The following is a 14202-nucleotide window of genomic DNA, read 5'->3' on the forward strand; positions in this document are numbered from 1 at the left end:
ATCAGTGGGTTCGGCCCAGGGTAAGCCAGCCGTCCAGGGTCGCGTCCTGACCGGCGTTGGCGAAGCGCAGCGGCAGCCCGTTCCGCAGCGGGTTGGCGACCCGCATGACCAGCGTGTGATCGCCCTTCTTCAGGCCGTGCAGCCGGGTGCTCAGCTCGACCGGGGCGCCGGGCAGGACGCGGGTCAGTTTCCAGGACGTGGTCCACGTCCTGGCGATCCGGCCGTTCCTGACGGCGGCCACCTCGACCGGCCAGTCGTAGGCGAACGGGGCGACGCCGTCGTTCGCGATCCGGACGGACACCTCCGAGCCCCCGATCCGCGCCTCGGTCACCCGCAGCGAGTAGCCCAGCGACTTCGCGGCGGCCAGCGCGGTGTCGTAGGCCGCGCCCGTGTATCCCGGGCTGAAGGCGTAGTGGTTGAGCAGCCACGTCGCGTGGGTCTGCGCGACGCTCCCGGCGAAGTCGCCCTCGCAGCCGCCGGAGAACAGGCAGCCCTGCAGCTCGGGCCGCAGCTCCCCGGCGACGGTGTCGGTCTTCCACTTGTCGGCCGTCCCGGCCTGGTTCATCAGGTCCATGAAGTGCCACCCCGGACCGGGCAGCGTCGAGAAGACGAACGAGTCGTCGTGGTAGCCCATGTCGAGCGCCGCGTTGTCGGCGCCCGGGTAGCGGACCATCAGCCGGGTCTCGTCGAAGGCCGCGTCGTAGGCGCGCAGCACCCGCTGCTGCTGCGCCGGGGAGGCGAACCAGTTCTCGGTGCCCGGGTCGCCGTTGTGCGGCCAGGTGTGCCACTCGCCCCAGAAGCCCAGCAGGCCGAGCTGCACGAACCCGATCCGGGGGTCGCCGTCGTAGCGGCGGCCGAGCGCGGCGATGAACGCGTCGAGCGCGGCGACCAGGCGCGGGTCGTCGTAGTCGGGGGACACGCTCAGGCCGGCGTTGCCGAAGTCGTCGTACGGCCGGGTGAGCAGACCCTGGTCGAGCAGGAACTGCGGGATGCCGCTCGGCCGGGCGGGATAGTCGAGGTAGAAGCGGAACGCGGTCTGGTGTCCCCGGGCCGCGATGGCGTCGAGCCCCTCGTCGAGGGCCCGCCAGTCGAATCGGTGAGGGCCGGTCATCACCGCGTTGAGCGGCAGGTAGAACCACTCCATCGAGTGCGGGAACGTCGCGTAGGCGTCGGCGTACGGGATGAAGCCCTTGAGGGGGTTGGCGGCGGGTTCCTGGCCGGCGGCGAGGGGCCGCCAGCCGGGGTGGGCCTGGGCCGGTGCGGTCAGCAGGACGGCCGTGACCAGGGCGGCCATGAGCATCCGGGCAGGTCGAAGGACCATCGGGCCTCCATCGAGTGACTTATGAGTCAGCCTTGACAAATTTTCGATGCGCCACATCATTATTCGGGAGAGCCACCAAGGCAAGAGGGAACTTTTCTGGCCCCTCGGCCACATCCCCCCAGGAAGAGGTACCTCGATGATCGACAGGAAGCGGGTCGGCGCGGCCCTGCTGTGCGGGTTACTGGCGCTCACCGGCTGCGGCGGCGCGGGCGAGGAGCCGGGGAGCGGTGGCGGGCAGGTCACCCTCGACTACTGGCTCTGGGACGACAACCAGCAGGCCGCCTACCAGGCCTGCGCCGACGCCTTCGCCGCCGCCAACCCCGGCATCACCGTCAAGATCACCCAGACCGCGTGGGCGCAGTACTGGCAGAACCTGACCACCCAGCTCGCGGCCGGCGACGCCCCCGACGTCTGGACCAACCAGGTCTCCTACTATCCGCAGTTCGTCACCAGCCGGCAGATCCTCGACATCCAGCCCTACGTCGACGCCGACAAGGTCGACCTGAGCCAGTACCAGGACGGCCTCGCCGACCTGTGGACCAAGGACGGCAAGCGCTACGGCCTGCCCAAGGACTGGGACACCGAGGCGGTCGTCTACAACAGCGACCTGCTCGCCAAGGCCGGCGTCGACCCCGCCGAACTGGCCAACCTCACCTGGAACCCGCAGGACGGCGGCACGTTCGAGCAGGTCATCGCCAAGCTCACCGTCGACTCGAAGGGGCGGAACGGTCTCGACCCCGCCTTCGACAAGGACGACGTCGCCGTCTACGGCTACCTGCCGGAGTGGAACGACGGCTCCCAGGGCCAGAACGGCTGGGGCGAGCTCGCCGCCGCCAACGGGTTCGTCTACCTCGACAAGAATCCGTGGGGCACCCAGTACAAGTACGACGACCCCAAGCTGATCGAGACCATCGGCTGGTACAAGGCGCTGACCGACAAGGGCTTCGCGCCGAAGTTCGACAAGCAGTCGACGCTCGGCATCGACGCCGTGATGAACTCCGGCAAGGCCGCGCTGACCATCGCCGGTTCCTGGACCATCAACACCTACCTCGGCGAGGGCGCCCAGCAGAAGTTCGCGCTGGCCCCGCTCCCGGTCGGCCCGTCGGGCACCCGCAAGAGCGCCATCAACGGCCTGTCGGACGCGATCTGGGCCGGCACCGAGCACAAGGACGCCGCCTGGAAGTGGGTGAAGTACCTCGGCTCGGCCGACTGCCAGAACACGGTCGGCGACAAGGCCGTGGTCTTCCCCGCCGTCAAGACCGCCACCGACCGCGCGCTGGCCGCCCACAAGGCCAAGGGCCGCGACGTGCAGGTGTACGTCGACTACACCAAGACCCCCGGCGGCACCTTCCTGCTGCCGATCACCGACCACGGCACCGAGATCAGCCAGATCGTGCAGGACGCCCTGCAGTCGGTGATCCTCGGCCAGATCAGCCCCGCCGACGCGCTGACCAAGGCCAACCAGCAGGTCAACGCCCTGTTCGTCTGAACCTTCCCCGGCGGGGCCACCCGGTCCCGCCGGGCCTGCCCCAAAGGCGGATTCCGCTTCCAGTGAGGAGAGACATGCCCCAACTCGTCGACCTGGCGGGCCGCGTCTTCGCGGTCGAACCGAGCGGTTCAGCGCCCGTCGAGCCCGTCGCCGGCGGCCTGATCCTGCCGCCGGGGCGGGTGGCGGTCCTGCACGGTCTCGACGACGCCCTCTTCTACCGGCACGGGCAGAACTCGTGGAGCCCGTGCGGGTGGCGCCGGCTCAGCGAACCCCCGCTGCGGATCGCCAACCCCGAACGCCGCCTGACGGCCGACGACACCGTCTGGGACGACCCGGCCCGCCACCACTCCTCGGCGGTGGCGGCGCTGCAGGGGGCCGACGGGCAGGTGCTGCTGCTCGGCTCGCTCGGCCTCGGCACTCCGAGGCTGGCCGCCGACCACGACACCCTCGCCGGGTGGTGCGAGGAGGACGGCGCGCCGTGGTTCCTGGCGTACGGGCCCGAGCGGGAGGTCTTCGCCTCCTACGCCCGGGAGCTGGCCGGGCGGCTGGGCAGCAGCGACCGGCGGGCGGGCAACGTCTGGTGCACCTGGTACGCCTACTACGAGGGCATCACCGAGGAGCAGCTCGGCAAGGACCTCGCCGGGCTCGCCGGGCTGCCCTACGACGTCGTCCAGGTCGACGACGGGTGGCAGCGGATCGTCGGAGACTGGGAGCCCAACGACAAGTTCCCCTCGGGCATGGCGGCGCTGGCCGGGCGGATCGGCGCGGCGGGGATGCGGCCGGGGCTCTGGCTGGCGCCGTTCATCGCGCTGCCCGGCGCCGAGCCCGACCCGGAGTTCCTGCTCCGCGACGCCGCGGGGAACCCCGTCGAGGCCGGGCACAACTGGGGTTCCGCCTACTGGGCGCTCGACCTCACCCACCCCGGCGTCCAGGAGCACCTACGGGCCCTGATCCACCGGGTGGTGCACGAGTGGGGCTTCACCTATCTCAAGCTCGACTTCATCAACGCGGGGGCGGTGCCCGGGGTCCGGCACTCGGGGGCGGCGCGGGAGCGGGCCTACCGCGACGGGCTCCGGCTGATCCGCGAGGCGGCCGGACCGGAGGTCTACCTGCTCGGCAGCGGGGGCCTGCTGCTGCCCTCGCTCGGGCTGGTCGACGGCATGCGCAGCGGCCCCGACGTCGCCCCGATGTGGGCCAACTACGCCACCGACGACCCCTCCGACGCGATGGCCTACAACGCCGTCGTGAACACCCTCCACCGGCTGTGGCACGCGCCGCTGCTCCAGGTCGACCCGGACGTCGTCTACTTCCGCAGCCGCCTGAACCTGCTGACCGACACCCAGATGGCCTGGCTGCAGGACCTTGCCGCGATCTGCGGCTTCCGGGCGGTCTCCGACCCGCCCTCGTGGCTCAACCCCGCCGAGCTGGAACGCCTCCGCGCCTATCTGACCGACCGGCCGGAGATCGTCCAGGAAAGCCGCTACCGGTTCACCGTCGACGGCCGCGAGGTCGACTTCACCGGGGCGCTGAGTCCCGGCCAGCAGTATCCGATCTCGTGAGGCGACCGGTAGAATTATGCTTTCTCAAAGCGTAATTATTCAGGCAGATTCACGACGCGAGCCACGCTCGGCCTTCGGCCGCCCGCATCTCGCATAGGGGGCAAGGGTGGTCGAAGCGGCCGGAGCCGATGTCAGCAGGCTCCGCGAGCTCAACTCGCTCAGCATCGTCCGGGCGATGCGGGGTCAGCCGCCCGCCACCGTCACCGAGCTGGCGGGCCGCACCGGCCTGTCGCGTCCGGGCACCGACGTCGTCGTGCGCGGCCTGGTGACCGACGGATGGGTGAAGGTCGTCGAACCCGACGGCAGCACCGTCGGCCGCCCGGCCCGCCGTTACCGCTTCAACGCCGACGCGGGGCACGTCTTCGGGGTCGACATCGGCGCGCACAAGATACTCGTGCTGCTGTCGAACCTCGAAGGAGAGGTGCTGCGCAGCCGCCGCATGCCCGTCGACCCCGACGCCGACCCGGCCGAACGGCTCGCGGTCCTCGACGCCGCCATCACCGACTGCCTGACTGAGGCCGGGCTCGAACCCGACCAGATCTGGGCGATCACGGTCGGCGTGACCGGCCCGGTCGACGCCTCGGGCCGGACCTCGTTGTTCACCCCGCTGCCCGGCTGGGCGAGCGTCTCCCCGGCCGACCACCTGGCGGCCCGCTTCGGCTGCCCGATCTCGGTCGAGAACGACTGCAAGCTGGCCGCCGTGGCCGAACGCTGGCAGGGCGCCGCCCAGGACGCCGACGACATCGTCTACCTGCAGGCGGGCATGCGCATCGGCGCCGGCCTCATCATCGACGGCACCCTGCGGCGGGGATTCGGGGGCGCGGCCGGGGAGATCGGCGCGCTGAAGACGCTCCGCTGGTTGTCGGCCCCCTCCCGCCTGGAGAACTGCCCCGGCATGCCCGCCGACGTCCACCCCGACGACAAGGCGGCCTGGGTCTTCGAACGCGCCCGCGAGGGCGACCGCGACGCCCTGACCACGCTGCGGCGCTACGTGAAAGACCTCGCGGTCGGGACGGCGGCGCTCGTGCTGACGCTCGACCCGCAGGTCGTGGTGCTCGGCGGCGGCTACTCGCGGTCGGCCGACCTGATCATCGACCCCCTGGTCGACGAACTGGAGCGGCTCTGCCTGCGGGTGCCGGAGGTCAGGGCGTCGAGCCTCGGCGCCGACAGCGTGGCGCTCGGGGCGCTGCGGATCGCGCTCGACCAGATCGACGCCCAGCTCTTCGCCGACGGGATGCCCGCGCCCCTTAAAACGTGACAAGCCCTTCCCGCCGACGTTGACGACCTCCCACGCCTGTTCTAGCGTCCGAGCAGGATTGAAACGTTTTTGCGGTGAGGTGGTCGACAGTGGTGACGGCTGGACTGCGGGCGCTGCGCATCGAGACGCCTTCCTGGGCCTACGGCAACTCGGGCACCCGGTTCAAGGTGTTCACGCGGAAGGGGGTGCCCCGCGACCCCTACGAGAAGATCGCCGACGCCGCCCAGGTCCACCGCTTCACCGGCGCCGCCCCGACCGTCGCCCTGCACATCCCCTGGGACCGGGTGGAGTCCTACTCGGACCTGGCCGGGCACGCCCGCGCGAACGGCGTGGCGATCGGGGCGATCAACAGCAACGTCTTCCAGGACGACGACTACATGCTCGGCAGCGTCACCAACCCCGATCCGGCGGTCCGCCGCAAGGCGCTACGGCACCTGCTCGACTGCGTCGACGTCATGGACGCCACCGGCTCCGAGGTGCTGAAACTCTGGTTCTCCGACGGCACCAACTACCCGGGGCAGGACGACATCCGCGCCCGGCAGGACCGGCTCGCCGAGGCCCTCGACGCCGTCTACGCCCGGCTCGGCGACCATCAGCGGCTGGTGCTGGAGTACAAGCTGTTCGAGCCCGCCTTCTACGCCACCGACGTGCCCGACTGGGGCACCGCCTACGCCCACTGCCTGCGGCTCGGGCCGAAGGCGCGGGTGGTGGTCGACACCGGGCACCACGCGCCGGGCACCAACATCGAGTTCATCGTGGCGTTCCTGCTGAGAGAGGGGAAGCTCGGCGGCTTCGACCTCAACTCCCGCTTCTATGCCGACGACGACCTGATGGCCGGCGCGGCCGACCCGTTCCAGCTCTTCAGGATCATGTACGAGGTCGTGCGCGGCGGCGGTCTCGACGGCGGCGTGGCCTTCATGCTCGACCAGTGCCACAACATCGAGCCGAAGATCCCGGGCCAGATCAGGTCGGTGATGAACGTCCAGGAGGCGGCGGCCAAGGCGCTGCTCGTCGACCGCGACGCCCTGGCGCGGGCGCAGCGCGAGGGTGACGTGCTCGGGGCCCACGGGGTGTTCATGGACGCGTACGGCACCGACGTGCGCCCCCTGCTGGCCGGGTTCCGCGAGGAAGCCGGCCTGGCCCCCGACCCCATGGCGGCCTACGCCGCCTCCGGCTACGCCGAGCGCATCGCGGCCGACCGGATCGGCGGCCGGCAGGCAGGCTGGGAAGCCTGAGTGCCATGTCACACATCCAGTACGAGGTGGTGTCAAAGCCGTAACCTGATCTTGTCTGTTATGAGAGTTTTCAAGGAGATTTGGGGTACTTCCCGAGTCTCTGGAGGCTCTTCGTGCCACCGTTGCGAGCCGCCCTCGTCGCCGTCGGACTGGTCGTGGCCATCGCCACGCCCGTCCAGGCGAGTGCCGCCCCCGCCATTTCCGTGGAGAACGGGCGCACCCAGCCCGTCTTCTCCTACGCCGACGCGATCCGCGAGTCGGTCCTCGTCGAGTCGACCGTCGACAGTGACTCCGACGGAGTCCTCGACCGCGTGCGGGTCGACATCATCCGCCCCAAGGAGTCGGGCCCCGGGCTCAAGGTCGCGTCGATCATCGACGAGAGCCCCTATTACGACAACTCCGGCCGCGGCAACGAGGCCGAGCGCAAGGTCTACGACGCCGACGGGAACATCGTGAAGTTCCCGCTCTGGTACGACAACTACTTCGTGCCGCGCGGCTACGCCTTCCTCGCCGTCGACATGATCGGCACCACCCGGTCGACCGGCTGCCCCGACGTCGGCGGCAAGGCCGACATCCTGGGCGGCAAGGCCGTCATCGACTGGCTGAACGGCCGCGCCACCGCCACGAAGCTCGACGGCGTCACCCCGGCCGTCGCCGACTGGAGCACCGGCAAGGCCGGCATGATCGGCAAGTCGTACGACGGCACCCTGGCCAACGGCGTCGCGGCGACCGGCGTCGAGGGCCTGGAGACCATCGTCCCGATCTCGGCGATCAGCTCCTGGTACAAGTACCAGCGCATGAACGGCGTGATCTACAACTTCAACTACCAGTCGTACCTCGGCAACGCCGTCGACACCGACCCGGACGCCAAGTGCGCCGCGGTGCGGGCCTACGCCGACGCCAACGACGGCGACGACACCGGCAACTACAACCCCTACTGGGCCGAGCGCGACTACATCGCCGGCACCCTCGGCGACGTCTCCAAGGTCAAGGCCTCGGTCTTCGTCGTGCACACCGTCAACGACCTGAACGTCAAGCCGGACAACTTCTCCGTCTGGTGGGACGCGCTGGCCAAGCAGGGCGTGCCGCGCAAGATCTGGGTCGGCCAGACCCAGCACGTCGACCCGTTCGACTTCGAGGGCCAGCGTGACCGCTGGGTCGACACCCTGCACGCCTGGTTCGACTACTGGCTCGTCGGCGTCGGCAACGACGTCATGAAGCAGCCGCGCGCCGACGTCCAGACCGGCCGGACCGAGTGGATCACCCTGCGCGACTGGCCCGAGCCCGCCGCCCAGAACCACCTGTTCCGCCCGGCCGCCGACGGCACCCTCGGTCTCGTCCAGGCCCAGAACGGTGAGACCGCGACCTTCACCGACGTGCGTCAGTCGGAGAACGCGATGGTCGCCAACATCACCACCCCGGCCGCCGGCCGCATCGCCTTCACCACCAGCGAGCTGTCCAAGGACATCCGGATGTCCGGCACGCCCGAGATCAGCCTCCAGGTGAAGCTCGACAAGCCGACCTCCAACCTCACCGCGCTCCTCGTGGACTTCGGCACCGACGAGCGGATCGCCTGGCGCACCAACCAGGGCATCCGCAACCTGACCACGCAGAGCTGCTACGGCGAGTCGACCGCCGCCGACGACGGCTGCTACTTCGACGTCGCGACCAACATGACGACCGCCCCCCTGGAGATCGTCGCCCGCGGCTGGATCGACGTGCAGAACCGCGACTCGATCAGCGCGTCGAACCCGCTCGCCGTGGGCTCCTACGGCGAGGTCAAGTGGCTGACCCTGCCGCAGGACTACAAGTTCAAGGCCGGGCACCGCATCGGCCTGATCATCGCCGGCACCGACTCGACCTACAGCGGCGAGCCGGCCACCGGCGCCAAGGTCACCGTCGACCTGCAGCGCAGCCGCGTCCGCATCCCGCTCGTCCTGGCCCCCGGTGAGACCATCACCGAGGCCGACGTCCGCGCCCGCCGCGCCGCTCCGTGGGTCGCCCCCGCCGAGCCCGAGTGGCCGGCTCCGGAATACCGCTTCTGGTAGACCGCACCACCCGGCGACGGCCCGGCGGCTTCGTGCCGCCGGGCCGTCCCCTTTTCAGTTGCGGGCCGATCCGTAGCGGGCCGTCCCGGCCCCCGTGACGTGGGCCCAGTAGCGGTCGCCGTACGACCAGTGCCACCACTCCGTCGGATAGTTGACCAGGCCCGCCTCGGTGAGGGCCGTGCCGAGCACCCGGCGGCGCCACCACCCCGACCGGCACCCCGTGGCCCGGCGGCGCCGACGTCGCGACCGCCGACGGCGCGGGCGTGCTCGGCGGCAACATGAGCGGCCTTGTACTACCAGCCCTCCGGCGACGCCGGCCCCGGCACCCTCTACCGCCTGGAGAAGAACGGCCAGGTCTGGACGCCCGCCGAGACCCACCCCCTGAAGTTCCCGACCGGCCTCGGCGACCCCGACGCCGAAGGTGTCACGCTCACCCCCGGCCGGCGTCGCGGGCGGCGTGTTCGTCTCGACCGAGCGCGACAACGGCGTCAGCGGCGTCAGCCGCCCGGCCGTCCTCCGCTTCGACCCGGCCGGCGCGGACGGCACGCTGACCGCCACCAAGGAGTGGGTCCTCACGGCCGACCTCCCCGCGGTCGGCGCCAACCTCGGCCTCGAGGCCATCGCGTGGGTGCCCGACTCCTACCTGACGTCGAAGGGCTTCGCCGACGAGCGCACCGGCGCGGCCTACAAGCCGTCCGACTACCCGAACCACGGCGACGGCCTGTTCCTCGTCGGCGTCGAGGGCACCGGCGGCGTATACGCCTACGCCCTCGACCAGAACGGCACCGCGTTCACCCGGGTCGCCACGATCGCCAGCGGCTTCCCCGGCGTCATGGAGCTCACCTACGACGCCGAGCTCAAGAAGCTCTGGGTCGTCTGCGACGACACCTGCCAGGGCCGCGCCGCCCTGTTCGACGTGAACGCCGTCGGCAGGCTCGCCGCCACGGTCGTGTACGACCGCCCGGCCGGCCTGCCGAACCTCAACGATGAGGGCTTCACCCCGGCCGCGCAGGCCGAGTGCGAGGGCGCCGACGTGGCCCGCCCGCTCCGCGGCGCGAACGTCAACGTCGAGGGCCGCTGCGAGACCTTCTGACCGGTTCACCTCCGAGCCCGTGACCCCGTTTCGCCGGGGTCGCGGGCTCAGCCGTCGACGACGACCCTGGCGTACTCGTAGGCCGTGCGGCCGTTCTCGTCGCCGTAGTGGTAGCGGCCCGTCATGATCTCGCCCGTGGGCGAGAGCGAGGTGTGCTTGCTCTCCTTCATGTCGGCCGTCCAGTGGCGGCCGACGATGCGCAGGTGCTTGCCCTGCCACCGCATCACCTGCGCGTAGTAGACCGTGTATCCCTTCTCGTCGCCATAGTGGTAGCGGCCGGTGAGCGCGTGGCCCTCGGGCACGGTGTACACGCTGTTCGGCTCGTTCACGCGCACCCAGTAGCGCTCCGGGAGCACCTCGACGCGGACGTCGTTGACGTAGATCTGGCCGCAGTAGTACGTCGTGGTGCCGTTCTCGTCGCCGGTGTGCGCCCGGCCGACCAGCATCTGGTGCTCCGGGCAGAAGAAGGTGCTGTTCGACTCCTTGACGGTGCCGATGTGCCCTCCCAGCACTCTGATGGTGTACGTTTCGGCGGCGGCCGGGGCGGCGGACGCCAGGGTCACGGCGGCGACCGCCGCGGACAGGGCCTTCTTGAACATCGTGATCTCTCCCCGTTTTCGTTCGCTTCGACGGGAACTCTGGCGCACGTCGCTTGGGAGCCGGTGGAGACGTTCTTGGAAGCGGCAGGGGAACCGGTTGTCGCGTGTCACAAGTGAGCTTTCGGCGGTGCTCTACCAATGTGAACGTCGTACAGGAGAACGTGCTGGTCGGGAGGGGCGTCGCCGTGGGGTCCGATCCGCCGGTCCGGGCCGACCTGGAGCAGGTGTTCCGGGCCGCCTATCCGCGCGTCGTCGCGGTGGCCGCCCGCGTGCTCGGGTCGCGGGACGAGGCGGAGGACGTCGCCCAGGAGGTCTTCCTCGCGTTCGGCCGCTCCACGGTGCCCGCCGGGGAGGCGACCGGCTGGCTGTCGGTGGCCGCCGCGCACACCGCGCTGAACCACCTCCGGTCGGGCCGCAGACGGACCGCCCGCGAGGAGAACGCCACCGGCGAGACCGTCGCCCCCGACATCGCCGACGCCGTCGTCACCCGCGACGAACGCCGCCGCGTCCGCGAGGCCCTCGCGCGGCTGCCGCGCCGCCAGGCGGTCGCCCTGGTCCTGCGGCACAGCGGCCTCAGCTACGCCGAGGTCGCCGCCGCCCTCGATCTGTCTCCCGGCAGCGTCGGCACGATCGTGCGACGGGCCGAGTCCGCTCTGCGCAAGGAGTTGAACCGTCATGCGCCATCCGACTGACGGCACGCTGCGCCGGCTCCTCGACGAGCCGGACGGGGTCGCCGACGCCGACCGCGACCACATCGCCCACTGCCCCGCCTGCCAGGAAGGACTGAACGTGGCCCGGGACGACGCCGCCTTCGCCGCCACCGTCTTGCACGCCGACGCCGAGGTGGACGCCGAGGCGGACGTCGACCAGGCGTGGACCCGCTTCTCCACCCGGGCGCCGGCGGGGAGGGCGACCGTCCTGAGCCGCTGGCGCTCCCGCCTGCGCAGTCCCGTCGTCGCCATCGCCGGGGCGGCCGTCCTGGTGACCGGCGCGGGGGCGGCCGCCGCCGCCGACTGGCTGCAGATCTTCCAGGCCGAGCGGGTCGCACCGGTCACCGCGCCGCAGGCCGAACTGGCCAAGATCCCCGAACTCGACGAGTTCGGCGACCTCGTCATCACCGACGAGATCTCGGTACGCCGCGCGCAGGGCGTCGCCGCCGCCCAGGAGGCCTCGGGCCTGACCCTTCCGGCGGTGGCCGAACTCCCGCGCGGGGTGGGCGGCGAGCCCTCCTACTTCGTCGTCGCCAAGGCCGGCGGCACGTTCACCTTCCGCGCCGACACGACCGCGCGGACCGCCGCGAAGGCGGGCGCGACCGCCCCGCCGGTGCCGCCGGGGCTCGACGGCAGCCGGTTCCGGCTGTCGGCCGGGCCGGGCCTGGCGGCGGTGTGGGCGTCGGACCACGAGATCCCCGCCCTGGTCGTCGCCCGGATCACCGCGCCCTCGGTCTACTCGGCGGGCGTCCCCTTCACGACCGTCCGCGACTACCTGACGTCGCTGACCTTCATCCCCGACGACGTCGCGGCCCAGCTGCGCGGTTTCTCCGGCGAGGGCACCCTGCCGCTGTTCTCCGCCGTCGAGGAGAAGCAGACCTCCGTCACCGACGTCGGCGGACACCCCGCCACGCTCGTCCAGAGCGGCTCCATGGTCGGGGTCGTCTGGGTGGCGGACGGTGTGGTCAACGCGGTCGCAGGTTCGCTCACCGCCGACGAGGTCCTGAGCGTCGCCCGGGAGCTGCGATGAACGCCGTCTGGGCCTCCGGCCTGCGCAAACGCTACCGGAAACGGACCGCCGTCGACGGGGTCTCGTTCTCGGTCGCCCGCGGCGAGGTGCTGGGACTGCTCGGCCCGAACGGCGCCGGCAAGACCACCGTCATCAAGATGATGCTCGGGCTGGTCCGCCCCGACGCGGGCGAGGTCATGCTCCTCGGACGGCCGGTCGCCGATCCGCGGGCCCGCGCCAGGGTCGGCTACCTGCCGGAACTGTTCCGCTACCAGCCCTGGCTCAGCGCGAAGGAGGTCCTGGACCTGCACGTCAGGCTCGCCGGGGCCGACGTGCCGGAGCGGGATCGCCGCGACACCCTCGGCCTGGTCGGCCTCGCCGACCGGGCGGGCGACCGCGTGGGCGGGTTCTCCAAGGGTATGCAGCAGCGCCTCGGCCTGGCCGTCGCGCTCGTCGCCCGCCCCGAGTTCGTGGTGCTCGACGAGCCGACCAGCGCGCTCGACCCCGTGGGCCGGGCCGACGTACGCGACATCCTGCTGTCGCTGAAGGAGCGCGGCGTGGCCGTGCTGCTCAACTCCCACCTGATCGGCGAGGTCGAACGGGTCTGCGACCGCGTCGTCATCCTCGACCGTGGCCGGGTCGCCGCCTCGGGCACCCTCGCCGAGCTGCTCGGGGGCCGGGAGGTGCGCCTCCGGCTGGAGAAGGTCACCTCCGAAGCGGAGGAACGCCTGCGGCGGGCCGGGCCGGTGAACCGTGACGGCGACCTGTTCACCGTCGTCGATCTGGAGATCGACCTGATCCCCGACCTCGTGGCCGACCTCGTCACGCTCGGCGTGCGGATCCACTCGGTCGAACCCGGCCGCGTCAGCCTGGAAGACCGCCTGCTCGACATCCTCGGAAGTGAACGATGATCGTCCTCACCTTCGCCGCCCTCACTCTCCGCGAGGCCGCGCGCCGCAAGGTGCTGCGGGCGCTGGCCGTGCTCACGGTCGTGCTGCTGGCCCTGTCGGCGTGGGGTTTCCACACCCTCGTGACCAAGGAGTTCGACGGCGCCCAGCTGACCACCGGCGAACTGCGGCTCATCGCCTCCCAGCTCCTCAACCTGGTCATGTTCGGCCTCAGCCTGATCGCCGCCCTCGGCACCGCCTTCCTCGCCGGCCCGACCGTCGCCGGCGAGGTGGAGTCGGGCACCGCCCTGGCGATTTTGGCCCGCCCGATCAGGCGCTCGACCGTCCTGGTCGGCAAGTGGCTCGGCCTGGTCGCCTTCGGCGGCGGCTTCATCGCCCTGGCCGGGCTGGCCCAGTTCGTGATCGTCTACGCCACCACGGGCTACTGGCCCTCCGACCCGGTCACCGGCCTGGCGCTGCTCGCCTTCCAGACGGCCGTCCTGCTCACCCTGGGCCTGCTGTTCTCCACGCTGATCTCGCCGATGGCCTCCGGCGTGGTCGCCGTCGGCCTGTTCGGCGCGACCTGGATCGCGGGCGTGGTCGGGGGAGTGGGCCGCGGCCTCGGCAACGACAGCGTCGCGGCCGTCGGGACGGTCTCCCAGGTCCTGCTCCCGACCGACGGGCTGTGGCGCGGCGCGATGTACGCCTTCCAGGACCCGGCCGCGCTGCTGGGATTCGGCGGCCCGGCCGTCAAGGGAGGCTTCCCCTTCCTGAGCGACGCCCCGCTCACGTGGGCCTACCTGGCGTGGACGATCACCTGGACCGCCGTGGTGCTGGGCCTGGCCGCCCTGCTGCTCAGACGCCGCGATCTGTGAACCCGCGCAGGTCACAGGGACTTTTTGCGGAGGTGAACGAAGGATTTCACCTCGCCGAAACCTACGTCCGGTCCGGGGCCGGATAGTGTCTCTGCATTCTCGACAACGTTGATCCCTTC

The 14202-nt window shown here is 71.2% G+C and carries 13 protein-coding genes; 10 read left to right on the forward strand and 3 right to left on the reverse strand.

Features of this window, described 5'->3' with window-relative positions; translation table 11 throughout:
* Nucleotide 1 precedes the first annotated feature (1 nt).
* Nucleotides 2–1321, reverse strand: a complete 1320-nt coding sequence (locus FDA94_RS09905; RefSeq protein WP_137246754.1) for a DUF4832 domain-containing protein — start codon at nt 1319–1321, stop codon at nt 2–4.
* Nucleotides 1322–1457: 136 nt separating this feature from the next.
* Between FDA94_RS09905 and FDA94_RS09910 the strand changes: the two genes are divergently transcribed.
* The 5 genes from FDA94_RS09910 (at nt 1458) to FDA94_RS09930 (ending at nt 8910) form a co-directional block, all read left to right on the forward strand.
* The gene (locus tag FDA94_RS09910; protein WP_137246755.1) at nt 1458–2810 is read left to right on the forward strand and encodes an ABC transporter substrate-binding protein; all 1353 of its coding nucleotides are present in this window, start codon (nt 1458–1460) and stop codon (nt 2808–2810) included.
* Between the two features lie 74 nt (nt 2811–2884).
* Complete coding sequence (locus FDA94_RS09915; RefSeq protein ID WP_137246756.1) at nt 2885–4369, forward strand: glycoside hydrolase family 36 protein; 1485 nt, start codon at nt 2885–2887, stop codon at nt 4367–4369.
* A 106-nt stretch (nt 4370–4475) separates the two neighbouring features.
* Nucleotides 4476–5627 carry an ROK family transcriptional regulator gene (locus tag FDA94_RS09920; protein ID WP_170990870.1) on the forward strand — a complete coding sequence of 384 codons (1152 nt, stop codon included), beginning with the start codon at nt 4476–4478 and terminating at the stop codon, nt 5625–5627.
* A gap of 89 nt (nt 5628–5716) precedes the next feature.
* Nucleotides 5717–6862, forward strand: coding sequence for an L-rhamnose isomerase (gene rhaI, locus FDA94_RS09925; RefSeq protein ID WP_246059704.1), 1146 nt, complete (start codon nt 5717–5719; stop codon nt 6860–6862).
* 113 nt (nt 6863–6975) lie between these two features.
* Nucleotides 6976–8910, forward strand: coding sequence for a Xaa-Pro dipeptidyl-peptidase (locus tag FDA94_RS09930; RefSeq protein WP_137246758.1), 1935 nt, complete (start codon nt 6976–6978; stop codon nt 8908–8910).
* A 54-nt stretch (nt 8911–8964) separates the two neighbouring features.
* Here FDA94_RS09930 and FDA94_RS41035 read toward each other — a convergent pair whose 3' ends face one another.
* Nucleotides 8965–9099, reverse strand: coding sequence for a M15 family metallopeptidase (locus FDA94_RS41035; RefSeq protein WP_281286552.1), 135 nt, complete (start codon nt 9097–9099; stop codon nt 8965–8967).
* 232 nt (nt 9100–9331) lie between these two features.
* Here FDA94_RS41035 and FDA94_RS09940 point away from each other — a divergent pair, with 232 nt between their 5' ends.
* Nucleotides 9332–10003 carry a hypothetical protein gene (locus FDA94_RS09940; RefSeq protein ID WP_170990871.1) on the forward strand — a complete coding sequence of 224 codons (672 nt, stop codon included), beginning with the start codon at nt 9332–9334 and terminating at the stop codon, nt 10001–10003.
* Nucleotides 10004–10050: 47 nt separating this feature from the next.
* On the opposite strand, the gene FDA94_RS09945 is transcribed toward FDA94_RS09940, so the two are convergent.
* On the reverse strand, nt 10051–10602 hold the full coding sequence (locus FDA94_RS09945) for a hypothetical protein (protein ID WP_137246760.1): 552 nt from the start codon (nt 10600–10602) through the stop codon (nt 10051–10053).
* 140 nt (nt 10603–10742) lie between these two features.
* Here FDA94_RS09945 and FDA94_RS09950 point away from each other — a divergent pair, with 140 nt between their 5' ends.
* The 4 genes from FDA94_RS09950 to FDA94_RS09965 are packed head-to-tail and all read left to right on the forward strand — an operon-like array spanning nt 10743 to nt 14083.
* Nucleotides 10743–11294 carry a sigma-70 family RNA polymerase sigma factor gene (locus tag FDA94_RS09950; protein ID WP_212735256.1) on the forward strand — a complete coding sequence of 184 codons (552 nt, stop codon included), beginning with the start codon at nt 10743–10745 and terminating at the stop codon, nt 11292–11294.
* On the forward strand, nt 11278–12342 hold the full coding sequence (locus tag FDA94_RS09955) for a hypothetical protein (protein WP_137246761.1): 1065 nt from the start codon (nt 11278–11280) through the stop codon (nt 12340–12342). The genes FDA94_RS09950 and FDA94_RS09955 overlap by 17 nt, the downstream gene beginning before the upstream one ends.
* Complete coding sequence (locus FDA94_RS09960) at nt 12339–13232, forward strand: ABC transporter ATP-binding protein (protein ID WP_137246762.1); 894 nt, start codon at nt 12339–12341, stop codon at nt 13230–13232. Before FDA94_RS09955 ends, FDA94_RS09960 begins: the two co-directional genes overlap by 4 nt.
* The gene (locus tag FDA94_RS09965; protein ID WP_137246763.1) at nt 13229–14083 is read left to right on the forward strand and encodes an ABC transporter permease; all 855 of its coding nucleotides are present in this window, start codon (nt 13229–13231) and stop codon (nt 14081–14083) included. Before FDA94_RS09960 ends, FDA94_RS09965 begins: the two co-directional genes overlap by 4 nt.
* Nucleotides 14084–14202 lie beyond the last annotated feature (119 nt).

Source organism: Herbidospora galbida, from assembly GCF_005233835.1.
GTDB lineage: Bacteria > Actinomycetota > Actinomycetes > Streptosporangiales > Streptosporangiaceae > Herbidospora > Herbidospora galbida.

Bases quoted from the DNA above. Each gene is read 5' to 3' on its own strand.
- FDA94_RS09905 (WP_137246754.1), bottom strand. From the start codon at position 1,321: ATGGTCCTTCGACCTGCCCGGATGCTCATGGCCGCCCTGGTCACGGCC.
- FDA94_RS09910 (WP_137246755.1), top strand. From the start codon at position 1,458: ATGATCGACAGGAAGCGGGTCGGCGCGGCCCTGCTGTGCGGGTTACTG.
- FDA94_RS09915 (WP_137246756.1), top strand. From the start codon at position 2,885: ATGCCCCAACTCGTCGACCTGGCGGGCCGCGTCTTCGCGGTCGAACCG.
- FDA94_RS09945 (WP_137246760.1), bottom strand. From the start codon at position 10,602: ATGTTCAAGAAGGCCCTGTCCGCGGCGGTCGCCGCCGTGACCCTGGCG.
- FDA94_RS09955 (WP_137246761.1), top strand. From the start codon at position 11,278: ATGCGCCATCCGACTGACGGCACGCTGCGCCGGCTCCTCGACGAGCCG.
- FDA94_RS09960 (WP_137246762.1), top strand. From the start codon at position 12,339: ATGAACGCCGTCTGGGCCTCCGGCCTGCGCAAACGCTACCGGAAACGG.
- FDA94_RS09965 (WP_137246763.1), top strand. From the start codon at position 13,229: ATGATCGTCCTCACCTTCGCCGCCCTCACTCTCCGCGAGGCCGCGCGC.